The organism is Shouchella hunanensis (assembly GCF_028735875.1).
Lineage (GTDB): Bacteria > Bacillota > Bacilli > Bacillales > Bacillaceae_D > Shouchella > Shouchella hunanensis.
In genome coordinates this window covers 2,193,118-2,219,057 of the sequence record NZ_CP117834.1, presented here as the reverse complement: position 1 = coordinate 2,219,057, position 25,940 = coordinate 2,193,118, and the positions used below count along the sequence as shown (strand labels likewise).

26 protein-coding genes are annotated in these 25,940 nt (G+C 41.1%); 11 read left to right on the top strand and 15 right to left on the bottom strand.

Features of this window, described 5'->3' with window-relative positions; translation table 11 throughout:
• Nucleotides 1-5: 5 nt before the first annotated feature.
• The 6 genes from PQ477_RS11300 to PQ477_RS11275 all read right to left on the bottom strand — a co-directional run bounded on the left by PQ477_RS11300 (nucleotide 6) and on the right by PQ477_RS11275 (nucleotide 7,426).
• Complete coding sequence (locus tag PQ477_RS11300; protein ID WP_035396296.1) at nucleotides 6-839, bottom strand: carbohydrate ABC transporter permease; 834 nt, start codon at nucleotides 837-839, stop codon at nucleotides 6-8.
• Nucleotides 829-1,752: a carbohydrate ABC transporter permease gene (locus PQ477_RS11295; RefSeq protein ID WP_055735551.1), complete on the bottom strand. Its 924-nt coding sequence runs from the start codon at nucleotides 1,750-1,752 to the stop codon at nucleotides 829-831. Before PQ477_RS11295 ends, PQ477_RS11300 begins: the two co-directional genes overlap by 11 nt.
• A 19-nt stretch (nucleotides 1,753-1,771) precedes the next feature.
• Nucleotides 1,772-3,037, bottom strand: a complete 1,266-nt coding sequence (locus PQ477_RS11290) for an ABC transporter substrate-binding protein (protein ID WP_274271848.1) — start codon at nucleotides 3,035-3,037, stop codon at nucleotides 1,772-1,774.
• A 90-nt stretch (nucleotides 3,038-3,127) separates the two neighbouring features.
• On the bottom strand, nucleotides 3,128-4,834 hold the full coding sequence (locus PQ477_RS11285) for a cache domain-containing sensor histidine kinase (RefSeq protein WP_274271847.1): 1,707 nt from the start codon (nucleotides 4,832-4,834) through the stop codon (nucleotides 3,128-3,130).
• Nucleotides 4,835-4,846: 12 nt separating this feature from the next.
• Nucleotides 4,847-5,572 carry a response regulator transcription factor gene (locus tag PQ477_RS11280; protein ID WP_035396290.1) on the bottom strand — a complete coding sequence of 242 codons (726 nt, stop codon included), beginning with the start codon at nucleotides 5,570-5,572 and terminating at the stop codon, nucleotides 4,847-4,849.
• A gap of 57 nt (nucleotides 5,573-5,629) precedes the next feature.
• Nucleotides 5,630-7,426 (bottom strand): glycoside hydrolase family protein, encoded by a 1,797-nt coding sequence (locus tag PQ477_RS11275; protein ID WP_274271845.1) that lies wholly within the window; start codon nucleotides 7,424-7,426, stop codon nucleotides 5,630-5,632.
• Between the two features lie 181 nt (nucleotides 7,427-7,607).
• Between PQ477_RS11275 and PQ477_RS11270 the strand changes: the two genes are divergently transcribed.
• The 4 genes from PQ477_RS11270 (at nucleotide 7,608) to PQ477_RS11255 (ending at nucleotide 12,324) form a co-directional block, all read left to right on the top strand.
• Nucleotides 7,608-9,386, top strand: a complete 1,779-nt coding sequence (locus PQ477_RS11270) for a helix-turn-helix domain-containing protein (protein ID WP_274271844.1) — start codon at nucleotides 7,608-7,610, stop codon at nucleotides 9,384-9,386.
• Nucleotides 9,387-9,511: 125 nt separating this feature from the next.
• On the top strand, nucleotides 9,512-10,672 hold the full coding sequence (locus PQ477_RS11265; RefSeq protein WP_035396285.1) for a hypothetical protein: 1,161 nt from the start codon (nucleotides 9,512-9,514) through the stop codon (nucleotides 10,670-10,672).
• A gap of 15 nt (nucleotides 10,673-10,687) precedes the next feature.
• Entirely contained in the window at nucleotides 10,688-11,932 is a 1,245-nt protein-coding gene (locus PQ477_RS11260; RefSeq protein WP_144557970.1) for a metal-dependent hydrolase family protein, read from the top strand.
• Between the two features lie 128 nt (nucleotides 11,933-12,060).
• The gene (locus tag PQ477_RS11255; protein ID WP_035396283.1) at nucleotides 12,061-12,324 is read left to right on the top strand and encodes a hypothetical protein; all 264 of its coding nucleotides are present in this window, start codon (nucleotides 12,061-12,063) and stop codon (nucleotides 12,322-12,324) included.
• Between the two features lie 83 nt (nucleotides 12,325-12,407).
• On the opposite strand, the gene PQ477_RS11250 is transcribed toward PQ477_RS11255, so the two are convergent.
• The 3 genes from PQ477_RS11250 to PQ477_RS11240 all read right to left on the bottom strand — a co-directional run bounded on the left by PQ477_RS11250 (nucleotide 12,408) and on the right by PQ477_RS11240 (nucleotide 16,790).
• Nucleotides 12,408-13,874, bottom strand: a complete 1,467-nt coding sequence (locus tag PQ477_RS11250; RefSeq protein WP_055735543.1) for a glycoside hydrolase family 1 protein — start codon at nucleotides 13,872-13,874, stop codon at nucleotides 12,408-12,410.
• A 63-nt stretch (nucleotides 13,875-13,937) separates the two neighbouring features.
• Entirely contained in the window at nucleotides 13,938-15,833 is a 1,896-nt protein-coding gene (locus PQ477_RS11245; RefSeq protein ID WP_274271840.1) for a beta-glucoside-specific PTS transporter subunit IIABC, read from the bottom strand.
• 114 nt (nucleotides 15,834-15,947) lie between these two features.
• Entirely contained in the window at nucleotides 15,948-16,790 is an 843-nt protein-coding gene (locus tag PQ477_RS11240) for a PRD domain-containing protein (RefSeq protein WP_035396276.1), read from the bottom strand.
• Nucleotides 16,791-17,025: 235 nt separating this feature from the next.
• On the opposite strand from PQ477_RS11240, the gene PQ477_RS11235 reads away from it, so the two are divergent.
• The gene (locus PQ477_RS11235) at nucleotides 17,026-17,271 is read left to right on the top strand and encodes a hypothetical protein (protein ID WP_035396274.1); all 246 of its coding nucleotides are present in this window, start codon (nucleotides 17,026-17,028) and stop codon (nucleotides 17,269-17,271) included.
• 33 nt (nucleotides 17,272-17,304) lie between these two features.
• Here PQ477_RS11235 and PQ477_RS11230 read toward each other — a convergent pair whose 3' ends face one another.
• The 3 genes from PQ477_RS11230 to PQ477_RS11220 are packed head-to-tail and all read right to left on the bottom strand — an operon-like array spanning nucleotide 17,305 to nucleotide 19,947.
• Nucleotides 17,305-18,123 carry a purine-nucleoside phosphorylase gene (locus PQ477_RS11230; RefSeq protein ID WP_144557966.1) on the bottom strand — a complete coding sequence of 273 codons (819 nt, stop codon included), beginning with the start codon at nucleotides 18,121-18,123 and terminating at the stop codon, nucleotides 17,305-17,307.
• A gap of 11 nt (nucleotides 18,124-18,134) precedes the next feature.
• Nucleotides 18,135-18,686: a TetR/AcrR family transcriptional regulator gene (locus tag PQ477_RS11225; protein WP_274271838.1), complete on the bottom strand. Its 552-nt coding sequence runs from the start codon at nucleotides 18,684-18,686 to the stop codon at nucleotides 18,135-18,137.
• Nucleotides 18,687-18,723: 37 nt separating this feature from the next.
• Nucleotides 18,724-19,947, bottom strand: a complete 1,224-nt coding sequence (locus tag PQ477_RS11220) for a NupC/NupG family nucleoside CNT transporter (RefSeq protein ID WP_035396271.1) — start codon at nucleotides 19,945-19,947, stop codon at nucleotides 18,724-18,726.
• A 333-nt stretch (nucleotides 19,948-20,280) separates the two neighbouring features.
• Between PQ477_RS11220 and PQ477_RS11215 the strand changes: the two genes are divergently transcribed.
• From PQ477_RS11215 to PQ477_RS11190, 6 genes are all read left to right on the top strand, one after another.
• Complete coding sequence (locus tag PQ477_RS11215; RefSeq protein ID WP_035396268.1) at nucleotides 20,281-20,769, top strand: hypothetical protein; 489 nt, start codon at nucleotides 20,281-20,283, stop codon at nucleotides 20,767-20,769.
• A 20-nt stretch (nucleotides 20,770-20,789) separates the two neighbouring features.
• Complete coding sequence (locus tag PQ477_RS11210) at nucleotides 20,790-21,005, top strand: hypothetical protein (protein ID WP_144557962.1); 216 nt, start codon at nucleotides 20,790-20,792, stop codon at nucleotides 21,003-21,005.
• A gap of 57 nt (nucleotides 21,006-21,062) precedes the next feature.
• Complete coding sequence (locus PQ477_RS11205) at nucleotides 21,063-22,058, top strand: LytTR family transcriptional regulator DNA-binding domain-containing protein (RefSeq protein ID WP_274271835.1); 996 nt, start codon at nucleotides 21,063-21,065, stop codon at nucleotides 22,056-22,058.
• The gene (locus tag PQ477_RS11200; RefSeq protein ID WP_035396261.1) at nucleotides 22,055-22,747 is read left to right on the top strand and encodes an ABC transporter permease; all 693 of its coding nucleotides are present in this window, start codon (nucleotides 22,055-22,057) and stop codon (nucleotides 22,745-22,747) included. Before PQ477_RS11205 ends, PQ477_RS11200 begins: the two co-directional genes overlap by 4 nt.
• Before the next feature lie 214 nt (nucleotides 22,748-22,961).
• Nucleotides 22,962-23,312 carry a DMT family transporter gene (locus PQ477_RS11195; protein ID WP_274271833.1) on the top strand — a complete coding sequence of 117 codons (351 nt, stop codon included), beginning with the start codon at nucleotides 22,962-22,964 and terminating at the stop codon, nucleotides 23,310-23,312.
• The gene (locus PQ477_RS11190; protein ID WP_095149581.1) at nucleotides 23,312-23,626 is read left to right on the top strand and encodes a DMT family transporter; all 315 of its coding nucleotides are present in this window, start codon (nucleotides 23,312-23,314) and stop codon (nucleotides 23,624-23,626) included. The genes PQ477_RS11195 and PQ477_RS11190 overlap by 1 nt, the downstream gene beginning before the upstream one ends.
• Nucleotides 23,627-23,693: 67 nt before the next feature.
• Here PQ477_RS11190 and PQ477_RS11185 read toward each other — a convergent pair whose 3' ends face one another.
• From PQ477_RS11185 to PQ477_RS11175, 3 genes are read right to left on the bottom strand one after another with little or no spacing between them, the layout of a single operon-like run.
• Nucleotides 23,694-24,809 carry an acyl-CoA dehydrogenase family protein gene (locus tag PQ477_RS11185; protein WP_144557956.1) on the bottom strand — a complete coding sequence of 372 codons (1,116 nt, stop codon included), beginning with the start codon at nucleotides 24,807-24,809 and terminating at the stop codon, nucleotides 23,694-23,696.
• A gap of 18 nt (nucleotides 24,810-24,827) precedes the next feature.
• On the bottom strand, nucleotides 24,828-25,202 hold the full coding sequence (locus PQ477_RS11180) for a DUF5367 domain-containing protein (protein ID WP_035396249.1): 375 nt from the start codon (nucleotides 25,200-25,202) through the stop codon (nucleotides 24,828-24,830).
• Nucleotides 25,203-25,241: 39 nt separating this feature from the next.
• Nucleotides 25,242-25,838, bottom strand: a complete 597-nt coding sequence (locus PQ477_RS11175; RefSeq protein ID WP_144557954.1) for a TetR/AcrR family transcriptional regulator — start codon at nucleotides 25,836-25,838, stop codon at nucleotides 25,242-25,244.
• Between the last annotated feature and the right edge of the window lie 102 nt (nucleotides 25,839-25,940).

Here is a 25,940-nt window from a genome sequence, read left to right as displayed (position 1 = left end):
TTTTCTTATTCTTTTGAACCAGACATAGCTAAGCTCTCGATGAATTGCTTCTGTGCGAAAAAAAAGATGACTAGCACAGGCAACGTCGCTAGAACAGATGCGCTCATGAGCGAGCTCCAATCGGTTCCTGCTTCATCTGTAAATAAGGAGAGCGCGAGCGGCAAGGTCATTAACTCCCTTGAGTTAATAAAAATTAAAGGCTCCAAAAACTCGTTCCAGTTCGTTAAAAAGGTAAAAATGGTGACCGTTGCTAATGCCGGTTTTGATAGCGGTAGCATAATCTGCAAGAAAATTCGAAAGCGAGAACAGCCATCTATTCGGGCTGCATCTTCTAATTCAGCAGGAACTTGTTTAAAAAATTGGCGCATCACAAAGATGCCAAATGCTCCACCAGCACCAAAGATTGGAATGATGATTAACGGCCAATGTGTATCAATCCACCCAAGTTCTCTCATAAACAGAAAAAGCGGAATAATCGTGACTTCGCCGGGGATCATCATGACACTTAAAAAAGCGAGAAAAACAAGATTTCTGCCTTTAAAAGGGATCCGAGCAAACGCATAGCCTGCTAGAGAGGCAAGGAATACTGTCCCAATTGTGACGGCGGCACCAATGTAGATGCTGTTGAACATTTGCCTCAAAAAATACGTACTGGTTAACACATTGATATAGCTGTCCCACTGAATCGGATTTGGAATAAACGTTGGTGGCAGTGAGAAAATTTGATTTGGATCTTTTAATGACGTGGTTACCATCCAAATGAAGGGAAGCAGCATAATCGCCGAGATCATTGTTAAGAGCAAATAACGAATAAGTGTGGACATGGAATTAATCTTCATTGTAAACCCACCTTTTCCGTAGCCACCATTGAATCAATGTGAATGCAAAGATTAGAAAAAATAGAATAAACGCAGCCGCTGAAGCGTAGCCCATGTCAAACAGACGAAAGGCTTTTTCCCAAATATAGTAGACGATCACTTTCGTGCTACTTTCCGGACCTCCACGTGTCATCACAAAGATTTGGGCGAAGATTTTCATCGCCCCAATGATTGTAATAATAGTTGCTAGAAACACGGTTGGGGAAATAATGGGAAGCGTAATGTTCTGGAATTGACGCCAGCTCCCTGCTCCATCGATTCGTGCCGCTTCGTATAAATTCTTCGGCACCATCTGTAATGCTGCTAAAAACAGGACCATGTTTAGTCCTACATTTTTCAACACACTTGTGATAATAACAGCCGGCATCGCCAAGTCCTTACTATAGAGCCATGCTTGTGGTTCAACTCCAACCCAACCAAGGATGGAGTTAATAAATCCGTAATCAGTCGCAAACATATAGCGCCAGACAATCGCCCATACAACAAGTGTTGTGACTACCGGTACAAAGACAATCGTTCGGAACATGCCCATCAGTGGTAGCGGATGGCGCAGTAGCAGTGCCAATCCAAGAGCAAGAAGAATATTAAAAGGCACAAGCCCGGCAGTAAACAAAATCGTATTGCCCATCACTTGTTGGAATTCTGGGTCTTGGACAATAGCTCGATAATTCGCCGTTCCAATGAACTCCGACTGACCAAGCAACGGCCAGTCTGTAAAGCTCATATAAAAGGCAAAGCCAATTGGCACGAACATAAAAACAGTGAAACCGATGAGCATTGGACTAAGAAACAACCAGCCTGCGAGAGTATCTTGTTTGAAAAATGGTTTTCGCCGTTTTGTTTGGTTTTGTTCAGGTTGCGTATCTACATTCATTTCTTAATCCCTCCGCAGCTCACTCTTGCACCAGCGGATTAATACTCGCTTCCATCTGTTCAAGAATGTCGGCTGGTTCCGCAGTCTGACCAAATAACCGGTCAAACCCTTGTAGAATGTGATTGTCGATGTTTTGCCATTCAGGGTGAATCGGTAAGACACGTGCTTCCTCGCTTAAGCTTAAGATCGTTGACTCCATGCTTTCCCGAGGAGGATTACCAGGTTGTTCAATAAATGCATCCGATTCAAGTACCGATGCGCGTGGTGGTGCAAAATAAGTAGAGGTTGCTTCCATTCCTGTTTCACTCGCAAAGTAGCGAATGAGATCAAGCGCTTCTTCTGGATGCTCGGTTCCTTCAAACATCACATAACCTGCCTGACCAAGAATCGGCGAGCGCCCTGCTGAGCCAAGGGGAACTGGCGCAATATCCCACTCAAATGCGTCAATGCCTCTAGCCGTTGATACATAGCTATAGACATCAAAGAACATCCCTACATTACCAGCTTCAAATGCAACCTGATCGCCTGCGCGTGGATGAGAGCGATCTTCAAACATCATTCGATCGAGCATCGCTAATGTCGAAATACCAGCATCACTGTTCCACGTAAACTCGGTTGTCTCTTCGTTAAAAAGGTCGCCTCCCTCAGCTCGCGTATGAGCAAGTAGGTTTTCCCACGTTTCCCAAGCCCGAAAGAAATTGGCACCGTAAACACCTTCATCTTCGGCAATAACAGCTGCGGCTTCTTCAAAAGCCTCCCACGTCCAGTCTCCTCGACTTTCAAGTTCTTGTGGTGTGTCTAAACCTTTTTCTTCAAACAGTGTTTTATTGTAATAAATGATATGAGGTGGACTAGAAAACGGCACACCATAGAGGGCGTCGTCCACTTCGTACTGGGTAATCGTGCCTGGCAAGATATCATCGAAGTTAAATGATTCATCTTGTCGAAGAACCCCAATGTCTGCAAGAATGTTATTCTCGATAAATTGTGGCACCATCCGTTCAGCCGCCCAGCCGATGTCTGGAAGTTCTTGTCCAGCCGCTAATACCGTCATATTTTGCTGGTAATCTGGAAATGGTGTTGTTTGAATCGTAACGTTTACATTTGGATGATCGACGTAATAGGCCTCTAATAATTCTTCATAAACGGCAATGTGGTTTTCATTGCCCCATGTTGAAAAGGTCAATTCAATTTGTTCTTCTCCATCATTTGTCGCCGACCCACCAGAGGAAGAACAGCCTGCCACAATAAGCAAAAATCCCGCGCTAACACCCCATCTTTTCATCTTAGATCCCCCTTTTTTGTTCTTATTCTCAGTTTAAATAAAGCGCTTACAATTCGGGAGGGTGCTCGTTTTTGATTTGGTATCTTTTATTCAGGTCTTTGGTAAAGTGATTGTGACGGACATCCCTATTCCTTCCTCGCTCTTAATGGTCAGCACAGCTTGTTCTCCTAAAAGCAGCGCAAGTCGCTCTGCGATATTGTTAAGCGCCACACGGTTTCCAGTTCCAATACTCATGGACTGCTTCATTCCTTGCCCTTGATCTCTCACTTCCAAGTAAGAAAACGTGTGATCTTGCCACCCCTTTACTCCAATTCTTCCTTTTATTTCACCATGTTGATGTCCATGCACGATGGCATTTTCAAGCAACGGTTGAAGAATCAATTTTGGGATGAAGAGCGTCAACATCTTCTCTGGTATGGAGATATCAAACGTTACTTTTCCTTCTAATCGTTTTTCTTGAATGGCTATATACGCTTTAACGAATAACAGTTCATCTCGCAAAGGAACAAACCGGGTTTTCTGATCGATGCTGTAGCGGATAAGGCGTCCGAGAGAAGCGACCATATCGGAAAGTTCGTATTCATGTTTTGTAATCGCAATCATATTTATATGTTCTAATGTATTGTAAATAAAGTGGGGGTTCATTTGCGTTTGCAGTGCTTTTATTTCGGCATCTTTTTCACGTATTTCGGTTTGATACACTTTTGCAATCAGCTCGTTAATCTGCTCCATCATATGATTATAGCTAAGAGCAAGTTGACCCAGCTCGTCTTTCGAAGAAGGCGTCATACGGTGCTGAAATTCTCCTTTTTCAGCCTTTTCCATCATTTGGCGTAGCTCAAAGATTGGCTTGGTTAATGAACGCTCAGCGACTCGCGCTAATAAAAGGATGACCCCTGACACCGCTACCATTAATCCAATGGTGACGATTCGGAGTGACTGGGAGGCACCGACAATTTCATTTTCTGGTAACAGCACAATCGTCTGAACCTCTCCACTCGATTGCCGGAGCACCGGTAAATAATTTACGCCATCAGCCGTCACTCGTTCACGTTCAACAAGGGGTTGTCCCTCTTTGTCTACTTTCTTTAAAATAGGCGTAATGGCTTTTCCAGTTTCATAAATGAGCTGTCCATGACGATCAACCATTGTGATAGACGCTTCTTCTGACAAATCCACATCTGTTAACAGGGATTCAATATAGCTCATTTCGATATCGACTTTAATCATGCCAAGGGGACGGAACCCATCTGGATCTCGGAGTAAGCGGCCAACTGAGAAAACGGTCTTTTCGTTCCCAACCATATAGGCTGGCTCGTGAGCAGGCACGAGCAAAGAAGCACCTTCTCCTTGTTGAATATTCTGATGCCAGAAGCTAGATTCATCACTAATACGATGTACCGTTCGAGGTGAACCGAGATCGCTAAACAAACTTCCATCTCTTGCAATAATATGAACCCCAGAAAGCTCTTTTCGATTATAGGAGAGGGTAGATAGAAACGAACTCATGCGTTCAAGTTCTTCCGTTTGTGGATAATAAGAATAAGAATCCTCGGTTCGGTTCTTTAAAATCGTTAAAATTTCTCGATCGTATAGAGGAAGAAGGGATAATCGGTGCATTTCATCAATAAATGCATTGACGTTCTGATTCAATTGATCAATCACTTGTACCGTGTAATGGTACGTTTGATCCTCCAACGTTTTCGAAAAATAGGAATAGGTAATCATTCCCAGTAGATTTAAAGGCACCAATACAATAGCGAGAAACAACACGATGATTTTCTGTCTCAGTGACATGCTTTTCCCACCTCACTTTTGTTGCATAAACGTTTTCTTCCTGTACTGCGTCGGTGTACACTGCTTTTCTTTCTTAAATAGCTTCATAAAATGTTTCTGACTTTGATAGCCTGACATTCTCGCTATCTCGTAAATGCGCAAGTTGGTTTGATGAAGTAACGTCTCAGCCCGTTTCAACCTTCTTTCAGTGACATACGTAGAAAAGTTCTTTCCACTCTTGTCTTTAAACCATTGACTGAAATAAGTCGGATGTAAGTGCACAAGCTTAGCTACATCTGTTAACGTAATGTCTTGATCTATATGCGCTTTAATATAGTCATCCACTTGCTGAATGAACGGATCTTCGTGATAGCTCTCTTCCACCTCACTTAATCCGGCTTTAATTTCATCGAAAGCAGCTACCACTTCTGTTCGATCAATCGGCTTTAATAAATAGCGACTCACCCCGTGCTGAATAGCTTGCTGAGCGTACGAAAATTCTTCGTGACCACTGACAACGATAATGCGCACCTGTGGAAAATAAGCACGGACTTGTTTCATTAACGATAATCCATCTCGTTTCGGCATTCGAATATCCGTTACCAAGACATCAGGACAATCATGAGCGAGCAAATGGAGCGCCGTCTCGCCATTATCGGCCTCACCAATAACGGTAAAATCCCTAACAAGCTGATTCACAATTGTTACCAGTCCTTTTCGTATCATTTTCTCATCTTCTGCAATAACAACTTTATACACTTCCATCCCTCCCTTTTATAGAAAAAGAACCTTCTTGATCAGAAGGTTCCATTTCGCTTACTCAGTAAGATTCGTTTGCATTCTAAGTGATTCTACTCGCATGGCAGCATCACCTTGTGAATCCGCTCCAATTTTCAACAGGTCTTGACCCGTTTGTGCGATCGATGTCGAATGGAATAAAAACTCACCCTCACGATACACGTCGTACGTCGTTCTTCCTGTTGAAACAAGCGTGTACCGTGCTTGAGCAGTTGGATTCATTTCCACTGAAACAGTCGGCTGATTTAGTCTGTCTTGGATCCACCCTCTCTCACCATCATACTGAATAAAAATTGATTTTTGTTGGTTGCCATGTCTAATACTCATCTCGTTTCCTCGGCTTGGTCCCAGAACAGCGAGATCTGCTTCAAGGGTAAAGTGAAAATCAGGCAAGTAAAACCCGCTATGTGTGAGGTAATGAAAAGAACCGCTCCCTCTTCGCTCTTCTTGAATGTCAACGAACCCAGCCCCTTGCTCAATGGTTCCTTGAGCCGCGCTTCCCTTAGCAACTTGCCAACGTCTCGTGTAATCGACAAAGGATTCGTCAATGACATTCCAGACCTCTCCTTCACGAACCTCAAATAACACGGAATTTGTCGAAAGACGTTTTCCTTTGTAATACACTTCGGCTTGAACTGTTGCAAATCCTTCTGAACCTGAATAGAGCTTCCCTTGATCAACGCGAACGATTGAGGAATCACTTGATGTTAATTCAACGTCTAATTCCTGCTTATCAATGAGGGATCCATCGTAACGTTCGGCTATTATTTCGAACTCAATTTCGCTTCCTATAGTGACAACTACATCCGTGGAACGTAGTGTAGCTTTAGCCATGTCTCGTACTTCTTCATCATATATGGCACGAGCAAGCGCAATTTTTGTTGACCCGCGTTGTCCTGCTTCATAGATCATGTAAAGCTCATTCTCCGAATAAATATACGAACGAGAAGCCGCTCGTCCGTTCTCTGGAGCATTTTGTGCCGGCTGATAATAAGCGCCTAAATGAATTTCTTGATCAAAATTTTCACCAACATCGACTACATATTGATTGCCAGATCCTCCATGAACCGTTACGTAATGATTGCCGTTATAAGGAAAGTAATACGCACCGGATAGATTCCCTCCTTGGTCCGGTTGAGGTGAGATTAGCGGTTCCTGCTGTGTCTCCCATTCACGTCCATCTTTCGACCACGCTAAATAGATTTTCCTCGTGCCATTGTTATTTCCCATTAACGTCATGACGTAACGATTGTCTTTCCCTTCAAGTTCATGCTCGAACACCCGCGCATAAGAGGCTTCATTAATTTCTGTATAATCACTCGTGCGAATGACCACTTGCTCATAATCAAAATGAATGCCGTCTTCTGATGTAGCAAGGCGTGTCACTGAATTCTCTCCATGAAAATAGAGAAATAACTTCTCTTCTTCTTCATTCCAAATTGGATGTGCTGAAGCAACGTGGGATACACTGTAATGCGGTTGCCAATCTCTTGCGATGATTGGATTCCCACTGTATTCAATCCAAGGACCTTTGATAGAATCCGCATAAGCAAGCGCAATACCACCAGGTCTATCATGAGGTCCATAGTACATGTAATAGGTTCCAAGAGGTTGGTCAAAATAATCTTCAGCTCGAATGACTGTCGGGAAATCATATTCTCCTGTGGGATTGTACATCAGATCATCTGGATCAATGATCGTTTGTTCATAATAGAATAATGGCAATTCATGTGTCTTTCCATGAGCACCCGTCACAATCAAGCTTCCAAATAAAAAAACAACCAAAAAAGCAAACGCTTTCAAAATGTGTTTCATGACATCCCTCCTCTTATTGTTCTATTTAGTATAGCGTGGTCGCATCATTTCTATATTCCTGCTCCCTTAAGATCTAGTAGTCTCGAATTAAGATATTGGAAACAATTACTCTCCGCCAAAACACTAGCCAATCCCTCATCCTTCCCTTATGCTTAACAGAACAAAAGTAAGGAGATGCTCTATGAAAACAGATCGACAACTAACGAGCTTAATGGCTTCCATTCGTGTGTTGAGCTCGACCCGGGAATTGCCTGATGTCTTACGCCAACTCTTACAAGAAGCCTTACATGTCATTGATGGCTCAACGGCTGGCGTTTTATTTTTATATGACGAACAACAAGACGTTCTTTATGCAGAGAGCGCAATCGGCTTCAACATGGAAACATTAGGAAAAGTCCGCTTAAAGCCAGGGGAAGGCATGAGTGGTAAAACGTTTCAACAAAAACGAGGCAACATTTATTCTCATCTTCACGACACTAAAACAGGCATGGCCAACTTAAGCACTCAAAATGCCCTATATTATGAACAATCCTTGCCTGAGTTAGCATACCCAGTTAGCGCTCTTTCTGTCCCTCTCTATCTATCAGATGGGACGTGTATTGGCGTATTGACGGTTGATATCTTTGAACGAAAGCATACATTCGAGCCAAACGACCTCGACCTATTAGAAACGTTTGCACGGCAAGCATCGATTGCTGTTGAAAATGCACGCTTGTATTCCCAAAATAAGCGAACGCAAGAAATCCACCAAGCACTCTCTCGGGTGTCCCTTTCTTATGGAGGATTGAATGACATTACAGGTGCTTTAGCTCATTTACTATCAAAGCATGTCGTCGTTGTGAACGAATTTGCTGAAGAATTGTCTAGTTATCCAGAACGATCACCATTTGCTCTTCCGTCTACTCTCTTAGAAAGCATGCTAACATCACTTTATATTGAAAAACATCAAGGTGTACAAACATGGACAATGGATAACGATCAAACAGCGCTGTACACATTTCCAATTCAAATTGATACAGAACCAATTGGGCTTCTCATTATCATTGGAAGTAAAGAAGCCATGTTAAATCCACTTGATCAAGTAGCGATTGAACAGGCTTTACCTATTTTCGTGATGGAGCTCCATCAACGAGAAAAACAAGATGTAGACGACCTTATGTATACTGCAAGACTGCTAGAAATGGTTATTCATTCATCAGAACCTGAAGCCCCGACTCAAGAATTGCTCATGCACATTCCCACAGGTTCGCATCAGCGTTATGTGATTGGAAAGCTACAGTTAGAGCATTCAGGTGTACCGGTTCCGATGTATAATCGTATGAAGCAACAGCTTATGCGTAAAGTGTATTATGAACAATCTAAACTAAGCGATGTCACCATTGTCTATGAACGCCATTTCGACTTAACGTTTCTTTTTACGTTTTCAAGCGCGTCTGTCCCTTCAAAGATTAAGGGTTTTTTACACGAATTGCTATCCTATACACAGTCTAAGTGGAACCTATCTGGTTATGTAGGTCTTGGTCGCCATGTATCCAAGCCAACAGCTCTAAAAGAATCCTATATGGAAGCCGTTCGGGTCATTCACTATTTGCAGCGTAAACAACGTCCGAATGAACTGGTCGACTTTGATTCACTTGGCCCCTACCGCTTATTTTTGAATATGAACAAAGAAGAACTAACAGACTACGTTTTTGATAAACTAGGCACACTAATGACACATGACCCATCAGGTGAATTACTCAACACTCTCTTTGTCTATATGGAACAAGGTCAGCGGTTAAAAGAAACAGCCCTTGTGCTTTACGTTCATGTAAATACCGTAAAGTACCGGTTAAAAAAAATCTATGAACTCCTTAAAATAAAAGGGTTTACAGTAGAAGAAGCCTTTAATACCCATTTAGCTTTAAAAATTGCAAACTATTTAGAAATAAATTCATTTAGCCACAAAAGACAAAAATAAGCCGTGAATTTTGTCGAATAAGACTATAGAATTGTCTGTCTTTTTAGACTATAGTCAGATGTAAGCATTTGTTCAGACTCTTTTGTCAACGAGCAGTGCAAGACTTTGACAGAGGAGGAACCGGTTTGCAACCTATTTATTTAGCACTTTTATTCATCGCGATCATTGCCATCGGTGAGGTCATTTCCATTAAATCTCGAGCAAGAATTCCAACATTACTTGTGGTTGTCGCAACAGTGTTTGTTTTGTTACAAACGGGGATCTTACCTGAAGAGTACATTGCTGCCTCAACATTCGTTGCTGTCGGCGGCGTCCTTGTACCTGTATTAATTGTTCATTTAGGGACAATGATTCCATTAAAAACCATGTTCAAACAATATCAAGCTGTATTGATTACATTAATTGGTTTAGCCTTTTCTGTTATTGGTGTCATCGTTATTGTCACGCTTCTTTTTGACTATGCAACGGCTGTGGCAGGCGCCGGTCCCATTACAGGCGGAATCATTGCGTATATTGTAACGGCCGATGGATTAAGAGAAGCTGGCTTAACAGCCATTATTGCTATTCCTATTACTGTTTTTACTATTCAAAATTTCTTTGGAATGCCGTTAACATCTATTTTTCTCGCTCGCTATGCGAAAAAAATTCGAGCGGATGAAACCGCTGCAGACGCTGCTCAAGGGTTAGCGCCTGATTCAACAGAAAAAGAAAAAAGCTATGTGCTTCCAAAAGAATGGATGCAAAGCCATTTTGTCATTATTTTTCTCCTTTTCGCAGGTGGTGCTCTTGCAGTCTTTTTAGGACAGTTTACAGGTATTAACGCCAGCCTTTGGGCACTCGCTATCGGTGTAGCCGCAGCGGCCCTTCGCTTTTTACCAGAACGTTCAATGGAAAAAGCAAATAGCTCAGGTATCACGATGATTGCGTTAATATTCGTTGTCATTAATTCCCTCATCGGTGTCACTTGGGATCAAATTGTCGCTTCCCTACTACCGGTTATGGTTATTATGATTGTCGGCATTGCTGGGCTCATGCTCGGTGCCATTATCGGAGCAAAGCTTTTTAAATGGGATACGAATAAATCGATTCCGGTTGTGCTTACAGCCCTTTATGGTTTCCCTGGAGATTACCTCATCGTTGAGGAGATTAGTCGTAGCGAAGGTCGAACCGAGGCCGAACGTCAACGAATTATGGATGAGCTAATGGCGCCGATGTTAATTGGTGGCTTTACCTCCGTAACAGTCGGCTCTGTAGCAATCGCAAGTATTTTAATATCAACACTTTAAAAGGAGACGGTTTACATGACGATAACAGCTATTACAAACGTAACAATGATTGACGGTACAGGCAATGACGCCATTGAACAGGCAGTTGTGCTTGTGGAGAAGAATCACATTAAAGCGGTAGGCACTTCTCAAACCATTACCATTCCTTCAGACGCAACGATTATCGATGGAGGTGGTCAATACCTCCTTCCAGGACTCATTGATACTCACGTTCATATGGCACTTGAAATTAAAAATGTGCAAGAATCGTTATTAACACCTTTCTCGTATCGATTCTTTGAAGCAGCCAAGCGACTAGAAACGACGATTCAGACAGGAATTACTTCTGTTCGCGACGCAGGTTTTGCTGATGCAGGTATAAAAAAAGCCGTAGAAGACGGGTTAGTAGCGGGTCCTAGAATGCAAGTAAGCATTAACCCTCTTACGATTACAGGCGGCCACGGCGATAGTTGGAACATTTCAGGAATTGATACGACACCACCTGTTTATCCTGGCATGCCTGATGGAAAATGTGACGGTCGTGAAGAAGTACGCAAAACCGTTCGTGAAATGTTGCGTGCCGGAGCTGATGTTGTGAAAGTCCATGCGACTGGTGGCGTGTCAAGCCCTACCGATCATCCAGAATTCACTCAGTTCTCTCAGGAAGAACTTGAAGTGATGGTCGAAGAAGCAACGTTTCGTAAAGGTGTGAAAGTAATGGCTCACGGTCAAGGTGCAGAAGGGATTAAAAACGCTGTTCGTGCCGGCATTCATTCCATCGAGCATGGCATTTTTATTGACGATGAAGCCTTGGAGCTTATGCTTGAACATGGTACCTATCTCGTCCCAACCCTGCTTGCTCCTCTCGCCGTCTTAGAAGCTGCAGAAACATCAAACACGATGGCTCCTTATGCCATTGAAAAGTCAAAAGAAGTGATTGATATTCATAAGAAAAGCATTGAAAAAGCGTACAAAGCAGGTGTGAAAATCGCAATGGGTACCGATGCAGGTGTTTTTCCACACGGCATTAATCTCCGAGAGCTTGGTCTGATGTGTGAAATTGGCATGTCGCCAATGGAAGCCATTGTTGCGTCAACGAAAACCGCTGCAGAATGTATGGGCTGGGGAGAAAAAGTAGGTACGATTGAGGCTGGTAAATGGGCTGATGTCATTATCGTAAACGGTAATCCACTTGATGACATACACATTTTGGAGAACCCTGAACACATTACTTTTGTGATGAAAGACGGTAACACCTATAAAGATACACTTGCCATTTAATAAGTAAAACTGTCCTTTTAGGGGCAGTTTTTTGTTTTTTGTAGGCTACTTGCTTCTTACAGCACATTTCTGTATACTATTACTTAACAAAACGTAATCATTACGTTTTAAAAAGGAGGATACATTTTATGAGTTTACCTTCACAGTTACAGCAATTATTTGCAGAAAAACTTACTATACATAAGCGCTATCGCTTTTCTATTGATCAAGACCTTCACATGATGGATACAGCTTTCATTGTAAATGAAATTATTACGGCTTCTGAAGAGGAAATGGAGATATTATTCCCTATCTTGACCAATATGAGCGAAAACGAAGACACCTTACATGACTATCTTGAGTATTTAGCAACCATCTATGTACAAACAAATGAGAGGCATTCGACGTTCTAGCATTCAGTTAGCCGTTGTCTATCTGCACGATGATAAAAAAAGGAGATAAGGGCTAATTAGCCTCTATCTCCTTTTCGCTTTTATTATAATTCTTCCCCATTCGTTGCAATCACATTTTTGTACCAAGCAAATGAAGCTTTTTTGGAGCGATTTAACGTACCATTTCCTTCGTCATCCTGATCGACATAAATAAAGCCATACCGCTTTGACATTTCCGATGTTGACATACTAATTAAATCAATTGGCCCCCAAGCCGTATACCCAAGCAAGTTCACACCATCTTTAACAGCCTCTTTCATCTGTTCAATGTGCTGCTTCAAGTAATCAATTCGATACGTATCCTTTATCGTGCCATCCGCTTCAACCGTGTCGTACGCCCCTAAACCGTTCTCAACAATAAATAATGGTTTACCATATCGGTTGTGGAAATCACGCAGGGTAACACGTAAACCTTTAGGATCAATTTGCCAGCCCCAATCGGATGATTCAAGATACTGATTTTTCACAGCACCTTTGACTAGGTTTCCAACCGTATCCTCGTGATCACCGTGGGTCGTAACTGAAATAGACATGTAATAGCTGAATGAGATAAAGTCGACTGGATACTGCTTCAAAATGGTGTCATCTTCTGCTTCTTTTTCAATCACAATCTCATTCTCTGCAAAGAACCGATTCATATAGGAAGGGTACTCACCTTTAGCGTGAACGTCTGTAAAGAACAAGTTCAAATCATTATCTCGTTGCGCTTTTAAAATATCGTCTGGATGGTTGGTTACTGGATAAGTCTGCATTCTTGCCAGCATACAACCAACTTGGGACCCTGGGATAATCTCATGCGCTAATTTCGTCGCTAAAGCACTTGCTACGAACTGATGGTGAACCGCTTGGTAAGCAATTTGGTCGCTTGTTTTATTCGGAACACGATCAATTAAAACCCCGCCACCTGTATAAGGGCTATGCGTCATAACGTTAATTTCATTAAATGTTAGCCAATATTTAACAAGGTCTTTATAACGCGTAAACACCGTTTCTGCATAACGTGTAAAGAAGCCGATGACTTCACGACTGTACCACCCATTATACTTTCGCGTAAGCGCGAGTGGTGTTTCATAATGTGAAAGTGTAACCAATGGTTCGATCTTGTATTTTTTTAACTCTTTAAAGACATTTTCATAAAACTGCAATCCCTTTTCATTCGGCTCCGCATCATCTCCATTCGGAAAAATACGTGCCCAATTTATGGACAGACGGAATACTTTAAAACCTAGTTCTGCAAATAGGGCAATGTCTTCTTTGTAACGGTGATAAAAATCAACACCATCTCGTTTCGGGAAGCGATCTTCTCTTTTCCCAGCCAACACATCTTCAATGTATTCTGACGTGACATCCATCGCCATATTCATGCCCCGTTTTGATTTTGGAATATACGGGACCATATCAGCAGTTGAAAGGCCTTTTCCATCTTTATCAAATGCACCTTCTACTTGGTTGGCAGCTGTTGCGCCTCCCCATAGAAAATGTGAATCAAATCCAGTTATTTCGTTTTTCATTTTCTCATCGTCCCTTTCCTGTTCATTTCTTTGGGGGCCACTGCGCTGCAGCCCCCAAAACGTTTAGCGAATAATGGTTAACAGTTGTTCCCCTTCAAAGATAAGACCAGATTCGTTCATAGGAAGGACATCTAGATAATCTGGTGTATTCGTTACAATGATCATCGTTACCGTTTGAAATCCAGCTTCCTTGATGGCCTCACGATCAAACGTTATGAGCAGTTCCCCAACCTCAATCCGATCCCCTACTTGTACGAATGCTTTGAAGTGCTCTCCTTTGAGGGACACGGTATCAATTCCTATGTGAATGAGAATTTCTTCGCCTTCGTCTCCTTTAATCCCAATCGCATGTTGAGAGTCAGGAAGAACCATGACCTCTCCAGATATAGGAGCAATAATCCGGTTTTCTGTCGGCTCAATCGCGACGCCTTTTCCCATAATTTCCTGGGCAAACGTAGGATCAGATAAGTCTTTTAAAGGTACTAATTCTCCTTTTAATGGGGAGTTGATTGCTTTTTCTTTACCTGAAGCAACGATTTCCTTTTTATTTTCAACTACTGGCGTTGAATCGTTTTCTTCTGGTATGTCTTTAAAACCTAAGACCAATACGAGCACAAACGGAATGACAAGCGAAAGAACAAACAGAAGAACCGCTACGACAATCGCGCCAACCGCTCCACTAGGATCTGCAAAAACAGGAATCGAAAATACACCTACTAAACCACCAAGAGCAAAGGCTTTAAAACCATACCATCCTGCAAAGGCACCAAGTACACCACTTGAAAGCATGGCATAAATAAACGGTTTCTTTAACTTCATGTTCACTCCATACATGGCTGGTTCCGTAATACCGATCATCGCTGAAATACCTGAAGAGGCAGCTAATTGTTTTAACGCTTTATTTCTCGATCGAACTGCAACACCAAAAGCTGCCCCTGATTGAGCTAAATTGCTAATGAACATCATAGGTTGCAAAAATGTATCGGTTCCGCTGGAGTTAATGTTCTGAATCGCAATTGGAACAAACGCATAATGCATCCCCGTCATGATAACGAGCGGCATAAGACCACCTAGTAGCAACCCTGCGACAGGACCTGCGACATCAAAAAGCCAAACAAAAACAGTTGAAAGTCCTTCCCCTAAATTCGATCCAAGTGGACCAATAATCCATAACGTTATAGGCAAAACAATTAAGAATGTAAGTAAAGGCGAGAACATTAATGAAATAACAGACGGTACTACTTTTTTAACGCCGTTATAAACATATTTTAAAAGTAGAACAGATAAGATAATGGGAATAACACTCGATGCATAACTTAAGACAGGGATGGAAATGAATGAAAGATTAAACAACGTAAAACTTGTTTGATCCGTCAGTCCATTAGCAGCATCAATAAATGTTGGATACATCATCGTCCCAGCTACAATTAAAGCAAGATACTCATTTGTCTTTACTTTACGAGCTGTAGAAACAGCTAGGAAAAACGGCAGGAAATAAAAGACACTATCGCCAATCGCATTTAAAACCGCATACGTATCACCTGTATTTGTCATCCAGCCAACGGTTACAAATAAAGCCAGAAACCCTTTAAGTAAACCGGCGCCTGCTAAAGCCGGAAGAATAGGAGTGAACACACCAGAGATAAAGTCCATAACAGACGAGATGACGCCTGACTTTCCACTCTTTTGGTCGTTTTTTCCCCCACCTTCATTTTCTACTAGTGGTTCTAACTCTGCGTAAACATCAGCCACTTTGTTTCCAATAATGACTTGAAACTGATCGCCTGAAAATTGAGCGCCTAATACGCCATCTATTTGTTTAATGGCTTCAATGTCAACGTTGTCTTTGTTTGTTAAATTAAAGCGTAAACGGGTAACGCAATGCCATGCTTGATAAACGTTTCCTGCTCCGCCTACATGACTAAGGACTTTTTCTGCTAGTTCCTTATGCTTTGTCATTGTTTTCCTCCTATTTTGGGCATAAAAAATACCCAAACAGTCGACGTATGCCGTACCGTTTGGGTAATGCCTGATCAAATCAGTAACAATCCTCTATGACTCTTCAGTATTCAATTAACGTTTGGTCACACGCCAAACATGTAAAGTAAGATATAGCCTTTCATTGGATGAAAGTGTCCAACCGTATTTTGTTTCCAGTAGTTTTGCTATCTTTTCAACCGCCTGATACGCTTTTTCATACTTCGTTTTCACTAGCTCCAGAAGGGTTTTATCCACTTCCTCTTGTTCAAGTGCGTCTTGCTTCATTTGTCGTATTAAAAAATAGCGTAGATGAGTAACAAACCTTGTATAGTTCAAAGAATCCTCGTCTAATTTAATCTGAAAATGGTATTGAACAAGTTCAATCACACGATTAATCAACTCTGTCATCTTTAATGTTTCTTCCATTTTCGTTTTGTTTTCTTGCTGACCATTCACAAAATGATAGGTTAGAAACGTCTCTTCGCTTTTCGGTAACAGCACATCAAGCTTGTCAAATACTTGACGAATGGCTTCCTTCGCTGCTTCATATTCCTTAGGATAGAGATTTTTCACTTCCCAGCGGCTCGCTTCAGCATAATCAATTCGTTCATTTGAGCGTTTGATTGCAAAACTTAAATGATCGGCAAGGGTTAAATAAATAGAGTTCGTAAATGTAACCTTTAAACTGGATTCAGCATTTTTAATAATTTCTACTGATACGTCGAGGACTTTAGGATCAATTTCATTCAACACTTGCATAATAGGCTTTCGAGTAGAAGATTGTTCCGCAACAAATTTACGACGAATGTCCTCCTCAGGAATGAGGTCGCCCTTGCTTTTCTGAAAACCGACGCCTGTTCCCATGATAATCCACTCTAACTCAGAATCATCTTTCACCAATGCAACATTGTTATTGAATGCTTTTATGAATTTCATACTACGTCCTCCACCTATCCAAAAACAACAAAAATCCCATCTTAAGAAACACAAAAAATGCTTGCGTGCTCTTAACATAGGTAATGCCTGATCGAATCAGTAACAATCCCGTATTGTATTATGATTACACCATACTGCTTTTTGTAACCGATGTCAACTAGTATTCGTTACAACCTTTAATAGAAAACCTTTCCATCTTTATGCTAAAGTGAAAGAAAAGGAGGTCTTGGAGAAGATGACTATTAACCTCATTATGCTACTTATCCCGCTCGTATCCTTACTGCTCACGCTTATTTTCCTTATTGTTCTCATCCCAAAAATCAACACACAGCGAAAGAAACATGCAGAGACGATTAAACAGAATCAATCGGAGCAAGCACAATTTCGTCAAGATCTAACCGCCATAAAAGAGACCCAAGAGCACATTTTAGAAGAACTTTCACACCTTCGAAAAGAAAAGCACTCCAACCATACCAATTAAAAAAACCTGTCCAATCGACAGGTTTCCTCTTCTTTACAGTTCTTTTAAAATGCCTTTAACAAGCGACGTAAACGCTTGGTTCGCTTTACCCGCAACCACGATCACATCGTCATGACTTAGCGGCTCATCTAAAATTCCGCAAGCCATATTCGTTAAACAGGAAATCCCTAACACTTCCATACCTGCGTGAGTAGCCACCGTCGCTTCAGGAACAGTCGACATCCCAACAGCGTCTCCTCCTAGAGTACGAATCATGCGAATTTCTGCTGGGGTTTCATAAGCAGGACCACTCCACCAACTATACACGCCTTCATTTACTTTTGTGCCTTGTTCTTCAGCAACTTTTTTCGCAATACTGCGAAGGCGCCCGCTATATACTTCTGATAAGTCCGGAAAACGTGGTCCAAGTTCATTCTCATTTTCACCAATTAACGGATTTGATCCTACTAGATTAATGTGGTCGTTAATCAACATAAGTTCACCTGGATTAAAGGATGTGTTAACAGCGCCACACGCATTCGTAATGATAACTGTCTGTATCCCTAATGCCTTCATCACACGAACCGGGAAGGTAACTTGACCGAGAGTGTAGCCTTCATAATAATGATAGCGCCCTTTCATTGCCGCAACCGTCTTGCCATTTAATTCACCAATAACGAGCTTATTGGCGTGGCCAATGGCTGCTGATTTTGAGAAATGTGGAATGTCTTCATATGGGATTTCTACCGCATTTGTTAAATCATCTGCTAGGTTACCAAGCCCAGAGCCTAGGATAATGCCTACTTCTGGAACCGTACTTGTTTTTGATTGAATATAGCTTGTTGCTTCTTTTATTTGTTCAATTAGATTCATGTTTCTTCCTCCTAAATAGAAATATGAGTTGCGACTAATCGCAGTGGTTCACTTGATTGCTTGGCAAAACTGACTGCGGCTGCACCTTGCATCATGGAGTGAATAACTGATGCCCGTCTCAGTGCCTCTGCTTCATGAAGACCATCCTCCATTAATTTTTCGGCAATGAGGCGTTCCCAATCTTCAAATGCCTCTTTACAAGCTAACCGTATCGCTTCACTTGATGAAGCGTTTTCAAGGGTTAGAGCAATCATCGGCACACCGCGAAAATATGTACCTTCATCAAATTGATTCGCACTATCCTCAATGAGCTGTGCAATAGCGGTATTGGCTGTTTTTTCTTTTGCTAATTGCGTCGTTAAATACGTATGCACTTGCTCCTGCGTCCATTGGATTGCTGCCACTGCTAATGCTTCTTTCCCACCTGGGAAATGATGGTAAATAGAGCCTTTTGGACTGCCGCTCACCTGAATGACTTCATTTAGTCCAGTACCATGATACCCTTGCTTTTGCAAAAGCTTTGCCATTGTTTCAATCATATTTGTTTTTGTCGATTTAGACACCTTATCCAATCCCTTATTGTTCTGTCAGCTAACAAAATTATAATATAATCATAATCACTGCGCCATTTAAGAGGTTTGCACAAGTGGCTGCAAACAACGCTTTTCCAAACATGCCTTGAAATTCTTTTTTCCGATCTGGAACCATACGTGAAAGCATACCAATTAAGCTGCCAGCTGCGCCAAAGTTCGCAAATCCACTTAAGGCAAACGTGAGAATCGCAATGGATTTAGGCGAAAATGCATCCATTGATGAATAAAAACTGCTAAATGCAACAAATTCATTCACTAATAACTTCTGAGCAATTAAATTACCCGCTTGCACCGCTTCCCCCCATGGTATGCCAATAAGAAACGCAATTGGAGCGAATACAAACCCTAGCATCTTTTCTAGCGTAACGTTTTCCAGTCCCACAAGTCCACCTAAACCACCAATGAATCCATTCAATAACGCAATTAAGCTAATAAACGCGATTAGCATTAATCCAACATTTATCGCATATTGAAGACCGTCTCTGGAACTTTCTTGAATCACATCAAGAAGATTCGTGTCTTTGTTACGTTCATCTACACTTGCGGCAATGTCAGAAAAGCGTTCTTGTGTCACTTCTGTTTCTGGAACCATCAGTTTAGCAAGCATAATACCTGTTGGAGCCGACATGACCGCAGCCGTCAACAGATAGTTTAACGGAATACCCATTGTGCTTAAACCAATCATTACAGCACCTGACACAGACGATAAACAGCCAACCATTAATGAAAATACTTGTGAGCGTGTCATCGTATGTAGATAGGGTTTGATGGTTAATGGCGTTTGCGTATTACCTAAAAACATATTTGCTGCTGCTGCAACGGATTCTGTATAGGATGTACGCATGAGCTTCGCAATACCACCACCAAGAATTCGGACGACCCATTGCATAACACCAATATGATAAAGCAAACTAATAAGAACTGTTAAGAAAATGATCATGCCAAGAACCGTTACCGCAAAGATGGCAAACTCTCCCCCTTGAGCCAGTGGGCCAAACACAAATGCCAAGCCTTCGTTCCCGTAGCCAATAACCGTTATAATCCAATCCGATACAACAAGTAATGCCTCGCGACCAAACTCCCATCGAAGAACGGCGAAACCTAATAAAATCTGAAGAGCAAAACCAACCCCTACTGTGTAAAAGTTAATTTTCGCTTTGTTTTCTGATAGTAAAAACAGTATGCCGATAATCGTAAAACAGCCAGCCAATCCCCATAATACTTCGACCATGTTTCCCTCCCACACCCCTATTTTTAATTAGACCAGTCTACATAATTATCATAAATCATGTATAAAGAAAAAAACAGTACTTATCAGAATTTTTCTTTAAGAGATTGTCTAAATGATTACACTCACCGGCTCCATTCAGCAACCCTACAACTCCATTCAAGAAGAAACGTAAGTTTGAATCCATCCAAAGCAAGCCTTACCGCATTACCAAGTACCATTCACACCGATTATTCTCCTTCCATCAGAATTCTGCCTCTTTTCACCAGTATTTGAATGCGGTAAAAGCAAGCAGCCAATATGATGGAGAAGACAAATTAAACAGGAGTGATGAACATGGAAACCTTCCAAAATCTTTTAATTACCTTAATTGAGGCAGATACGTGGGTACAATATCTAAGTGTATTTGTTATTTCAATTATTCCTTTTTTCGAATCCTATGTGGCCGTACCAATCGGTATTCTTTTTGGCTTTCCGAGTATCCCCGTCATTCTTATTGCGGCTATCGCCAACTGGTTATCCGTTATGATCTTTATCTGGCTCATTGCGAAGTTCCGCAAATCGAATGGGAAGAAATCAACAAAGCGCTATGCACGGGCACAAGGAATCTTCAATAAATATGGGGTCGCCGGCCTTTCCTTTGCTGGTCCGATCATTTGTTATCATGTTTGCGCAGCGATCTCCATTGCGTCAGGAGCTGAAAAATCATATGTCAGTCTATGGCAAGGAATCGCCATTGGTACATGGTCCATTGCTTTAGGCATTGCGTTCCACTATGGCATAAACCTCCTTGAATATGTACCGAACCTGAATCCATTCTCTTAAAACGAAAGGATTTGTTCGTCTTGAAAGCATCGGTTAAACTTTTTTTAGCATTGCTCATGTTTCTTTTAGCTGTGTTACCTTTTTTAGTCATTTATGATCCATTATCAAAAGCCGTCCCTTTCCTGCCAAACTACGATTCTCCCTCATGGTTCGTTCCGGCTGGCTTTATAAGCATCTTAGGAATTGTCATTCTTGCAATCACGTTAGGAAGCGGAGATAAGCACAAACCATTATGAATTTCCCTCCCTACCGTATACACTAAGAACAAGATGACAAAGGAGCCTTAATCAACCATGGCATTTTCTTTTAATAATTTAACAAAAATTGAAGGAAACATCGTAAAGTTACCCCCTTTGACGCTCACTGCTGAAAAAGGGGATATCCTTGCTATTCAAAGCGAGAATGAGTACATTCAGCGTCTATTTGAGCTATTTCATCATCCAAAACAACTAAAGAGTGGTACGATAACATTTCCTGAACACAACGTGTATCTTTTTCAGCGTGATGATGGCTTATATCGGCGGTTAACCGTTATCGAAACCGTAAAATTTTGGTGCAGATTGTATCAACAAGACGTTGAGTTGAACACGATTTTAACGATGTGTGAACTGCAAACATGTGCACACAAAAAAACAAAGTTCCTGACACATTCCGAAAAATGTCGCTTACAACTTGCTTCAGCTCTGATACAACAGGCCGAAGTGTGTCTATTTGAAGATCCTTCGCTTATGCTTGATCTACAATCAAAGCAAGTACTGCATACCTTACTCACCCATTTAGCTGAAAACGGTGGCACTATCCTTATCTTCACCACAACGCTAGAAGATGCCATCCGATTAGGGAACAAAGTATACCGGTACAATGAACGTGGCTTACATGAAGTGGAACAAGATAACGAAGAGTCAGGAATACTAGAGGAAAAACCTTCTCCAGATAGCACGGATATGCAAGTCCAATTCAATAAAGTAAGTGCCAAGATTGACGACAAAATTATGCTCTTTAATCCAATGGAAATTGATTATATTGAAGCACGGGATGGGCAAACGTATTTATTTGTTAACCATGAGGAGTTCTCTTCTTCAACGACCATTAAAGCGCTAGAGGAACGCTTACAACCGTTAGGGTTTTTCAGGTGTCATCGCTCGTACTTAGTTAATCTTCAACGAGTCAGGGAGATTATCGTGTGGAGTAAAAATAGCTATAGTCTTAGTCTAGATAACACGTCCAAGAGTACGATTCCATTATCAAAAGGAAATTATAGTAAGTTGAAAGAGTTGATTCAACTATGAACAGACTCACAAAAGAACAGAAAAAAGCGTTATTTTACAAAGATCTATTAGATTTACGTTGGAATGGGCAAGTTCTCTTTAACTTTTTCATCTGCCTTCTCGTTACGCTTATTTTCTTATGGTACCCGCGACAAGAACTTCCGATTTCCTTTGTGATCGGGTTTACCTTTGCTATGGTAACGATGTTTACGCAAGGAAATCTTGTAGTTGAAGAAAGAGAACAAGGGACGCTAAGACGCTTGCAACAAGTTGGCTTTTCCATTAAAGATGTCCTTATTATAAAAATGTTTGTATCATTTCTCGTTACATCCGTTCTTGTTTTTCTCTTTTTACTCTTCTATCGATTCGATCCAACGATTAGCTTCAACTTACTTGTTCTTAGTTTTCCCATTATTATCATCATGCTACTTGCTGGAACGTTTATAGGGTTACAGGCAAAAAACACTATTGAAGTGAGCTTGTATGGTACTCCTATTGCCTTGTTTTACTTGTTTCTCGAAGGCTTGCTTATGAATCACCAACTAGGTTACATGCAATGGATTGCTGTGTTTCCCAATTATCACTTGTATTATGGCGTAACGAGCGACACCTTACTGCCTTATTTACTCACCCCTTACCTTTGGATGATCATTGTCGTAATCGTGTTTACGTGGTGGTTCATGAACAAAATGAAAACAAATAAATTTTAACAGGCTGTCTGATTCTTATAGACAGCTTTTTTCGTTTACGCAACAAAACGTTCACAAAGTAATCGGTATCATTACATACTGGATCATTTTTCTATTGCACATACTGACTAATTGTCATAAAATCAATTTCGGGTTCAATAGGACCTAGGAAAATTGTAATGACTCCGTTTCTGATTCGTCATTTTCTTAAATAGAGTTGTGAAGGAGCGTTCATATGGCTTGGGTGTATTTAGTCATCGGAGGGATACTGGAAGTAGGTTGGGCACTCGGTCTTGATTACTCAGATGGATTCACCAAAATAGAAGTTGTCATACCAACCGTCATCTTGTTTATTTTAAGCTTTTTTTGCTTTGCGAAAACGTTAAAGACGTTGCCAGTATCAACTGCTTATGCCGTTTTTACCGGACTTGGAGCGTTTGGAACAGCGCTAATTGGCATGGCTTTATTAGGTGATCCTGTTAGCTTACCGAAAGTGATTATTGTCGTACTACTCATCACATGTATTATTGGTCTTAAATTAGTAAAAGATGAACCGCCGGATACTCGTACTGGAGGCGAAATCTAATGTATTGGATGTTTTTAGTCTTAGCTGGTTGCTTTGAGGTATGCGGCGTCATTAACCTTAAATTAACAGAGGGCTTTACCAAATTAAAGCCTACTCTTTTTTTCTTTCTGTTTATGGGGCTTAGTCTTTTATTTCTGTCCCTCTCTCTTGTTGAGGTCCCCATCAGCATTGGCTACGGGATTTGGACAGGAATAGGCGCATCTGGAAGTGTCCTTTTAGGGATGTTTCTGTTTAACGAACCAAAGAATTGGAAGAAGCTCGCGTTAGTAGGTGGGATTATTGCGTGTATTATTAGTTTAAAGGTTGTATCCTAGATCGATTTCCTATAAAGAGAAAAGCTACTAGGAGTAAAATCCTAGTAGCAAGGGATTCATTCTATTATCACTGAACAGTCACTTCCTGTTCAATTCCTCGTGCATACAGTTCAAACATCTGTAGCGTTTCCGTTTTAGAAGGCGGATGGAACGAAATTAACTGATTGACAAGCAACAAATAAGAGGTTTCTTTAGACGTTAGGTAGTTTAGGCCTCCAAGCATTTTTGCGGCTTTTGTGGAAAGTCGCTCCAACGTCTTGTCGATTGCATGGCGAGCAAAAAGGGTTTCCTGAAGAATAGACTCTTCATACTGCTTACTCTCAAACTTAAAGGCAATCCCTTCTAACGAAGTCATCGCGCCTTCCAGCTCAGCCATTAGCTCAAACAATCGATCCAAAGGCACACGATTCGCCTTATTTACTTTCTCAACAAGGGTTGATGTAACACCTATATATGTAGCAATCATAAAAAGTTCGAACCAGAGTAACCCGTTTGTAATAGTCGAATCTACACTTTCAGGTGGCCCAGCACGATAGATGCAAGCGTTAGGGACAAACACATCTTTTAATACTACCTCTTCCGTGTGGGTACCTTTCAAAATCCAATGTTCCCAAAAGTCATTCACATGAATACCATCTGTGTTTGAAGGTATGGTAATAACCGCCAAATCTCCGTTTGGAAGACCAACACTGGCCGTTAAGAGATCCATTGTCCTTGAATTCGTACATGGTTTTTTTGTTCCATTTACAACGATGCCACCATCTACTCCCTTCGCTTGAACAGTTGGTGTAAAAAGGGTGTTCTCTACCCCTTCTGCAAATGCAGAGGCTAACAATAGATTGTTTTCAGCGATTTGTTTAAGGACTTCTTGTAAATTAGGTTGTATGGTTGCAGCTTCAATTAGAGACGCAACTGAGAATTGGTGCATCATTAACGAAACAGCAAGAGAAGGAGATTTACTCGCAATCCAACGTTGGATATAGATGGCATCCAGAGCCGTCGCTCCTTTGCCACCATACTCTTTTGGAATCATTAATGCGGTCATTCCTGATTCTTTCGCTTGTTGAAGAAGTTCGTCTGTATGCTTTTCACGATCCCACAAAGAATCTTTTCCAAACGCTTCATCAATCGTTGGAAAATATTGACGAAATACTTGTCGTTCCTTTTCTAAAAACAATGACATTCCAATCCCTCCTCATTTTTAAGAACGTTGTTTTCCACTAGGAATCAATCCTGTAAGCAAAATGACAGAATAAGCCAATAATAACCACGATGCAAAAAACCGGTCCATTTCCGGCTCCAAATTCACAAAAAACTCTGCGAAATAAATTAACACAATAACATCGAACAGCATTCCTGGTAACGCAATAAAGATTGCTGCTTTCAATTGATTAAAAGCGTTCAGCTTTTTATACCGATAAAGGGGTAGCGTAATAACAAGAATTAACGGAATAACAATGACATACGCTGCCACTAGAAAAAAGGTATTATCCGGGATGAAGAAGAATTGGCCTAAAAATCGAAAGATAGCCGTTGCCCCTAACCATACTAAGAAACCCCAAAATAGAAAGAACAAGCGTCATCACCTCCTGTGTACCATTTTATTCTTTAATCACTAGGATGTTTGATTGTCTTCCATCTGTTTTAGAAGGAGTGTTTCAAGTCCTTTAAACACTTTTGCTGCGTCGAAATCTTCAATCATCATAGACTGAATGGCTAAACCATCAATTAAAGCGTTCATTAACACACTCCATGTCTCTGCCGATACACCATAAAGCCTTTCACCTACTACAGCTTCAATTTGTTTTTGTAACACTTGATTTTCATAGGTTAGTAGTTCACTGATTTGTTCACGTATCTTATCGTTATGCAAACTAGCTGTGACCAATGATGAAAATAAAGAGTGGTAGGACGAATCGCTTGAATTTCTCTCAGTTGCAGATTTTAGACCGGTTTGAATCCATTCTTTCGCCTGTTGGTCCGAGTTTTTTTTCATTTTTTCTAAACGATTCCATGACGTTTGACACATATCACTTACGACTTCAACCATTAGCTGGTCTTTCGTTTTAAAATGATAATAAACAGTGCCTTGCGTTACTCCTGCTCCTTGCGCAACTGCTTTAAGCGTTAATTTATTGACGCCATTTTCAACGATACACGTTTTCGCAGATTCAATTAAATCTTGTTTCGTAATCACATTTGGTTCAGCCATGCTTATCCCCCTCATTATTAAGTTAGTTATATAACTAAAAGCTTATAATGATCGATAGCAGGTGTCAATCATGCCTATCGAAACACAAATGCCTTACATGAT

Coding starts and splice junctions, on each gene's coding strand:
- PQ477_RS11255 (WP_035396283.1), top strand. CDS start 12,061: ATGAGTTTACCTTCACAGTTACAGCAATTATTTGCAGAAAAACTTACT.
- PQ477_RS11295 (WP_055735551.1), bottom strand. CDS start 1,752: ATGAATGTAGATACGCAACCTGAACAAAACCAAACAAAACGGCGAAAA.
- PQ477_RS11260 (WP_144557970.1), top strand. CDS start 10,688: ATGACGATAACAGCTATTACAAACGTAACAATGATTGACGGTACAGGC.
- PQ477_RS11175 (WP_144557954.1), bottom strand. CDS start 25,838: ATGGCTGAACCAAATGTGATTACGAAACAAGATTTAATTGAATCTGCG.
- PQ477_RS11220 (WP_035396271.1), bottom strand. CDS start 19,947: ATGGTCGAAGTATTATGGGGATTGGCTGGCTGTTTTACGATTATCGGC.
- PQ477_RS11185 (WP_144557956.1), bottom strand. CDS start 24,809: ATGTCATTGTTTTTAGAAAAGGAACGACAAGTATTTCGTCAATATTTT.
- PQ477_RS11285 (WP_274271847.1), bottom strand. CDS start 4,834: ATGTCACTGAGACAGAAAATCATCGTGTTGTTTCTCGCTATTGTATTG.
- PQ477_RS11240 (WP_035396276.1), bottom strand. CDS start 16,790: ATGAAATTCATAAAAGCATTCAATAACAATGTTGCATTGGTGAAAGAT.
- PQ477_RS11290 (WP_274271848.1), bottom strand. CDS start 3,037: ATGAAAAGATGGGGTGTTAGCGCGGGATTTTTGCTTATTGTGGCAGGC.
- PQ477_RS11230 (WP_144557966.1), bottom strand. CDS start 18,123: ATGAATCTAATTGAACAAATAAAAGAAGCAACAAGCTATATTCAATCA.
- PQ477_RS11300 (WP_035396296.1), bottom strand. CDS start 839: ATGAAGATTAATTCCATGTCCACACTTATTCGTTATTTGCTCTTAACA.
- PQ477_RS11190 (WP_095149581.1), top strand. CDS start 23,312: ATGTATTGGATGTTTTTAGTCTTAGCTGGTTGCTTTGAGGTATGCGGC.
- PQ477_RS11205 (WP_274271835.1), top strand. CDS start 21,063: ATGGCATTTTCTTTTAATAATTTAACAAAAATTGAAGGAAACATCGTA.
- PQ477_RS11245 (WP_274271840.1), bottom strand. CDS start 15,833: ATGACAAAGCATAAGGAACTAGCAGAAAAAGTCCTTAGTCATGTAGGC.
- PQ477_RS11235 (WP_035396274.1), top strand. CDS start 17,026: ATGACTATTAACCTCATTATGCTACTTATCCCGCTCGTATCCTTACTG.
- PQ477_RS11275 (WP_274271845.1), bottom strand. CDS start 7,426: ATGAAACACATTTTGAAAGCGTTTGCTTTTTTGGTTGTTTTTTTATTT.
- PQ477_RS11270 (WP_274271844.1), top strand. CDS start 7,608: ATGAAAACAGATCGACAACTAACGAGCTTAATGGCTTCCATTCGTGTG.
- PQ477_RS11195 (WP_274271833.1), top strand. CDS start 22,962: ATGGCTTGGGTGTATTTAGTCATCGGAGGGATACTGGAAGTAGGTTGG.
- PQ477_RS11250 (WP_055735543.1), bottom strand. CDS start 13,874: ATGAAAAACGAAATAACTGGATTTGATTCACATTTTCTATGGGGAGGC.
- PQ477_RS11215 (WP_035396268.1), top strand. CDS start 20,281: ATGGAAACCTTCCAAAATCTTTTAATTACCTTAATTGAGGCAGATACG.
- PQ477_RS11200 (WP_035396261.1), top strand. CDS start 22,055: ATGAACAGACTCACAAAAGAACAGAAAAAAGCGTTATTTTACAAAGAT.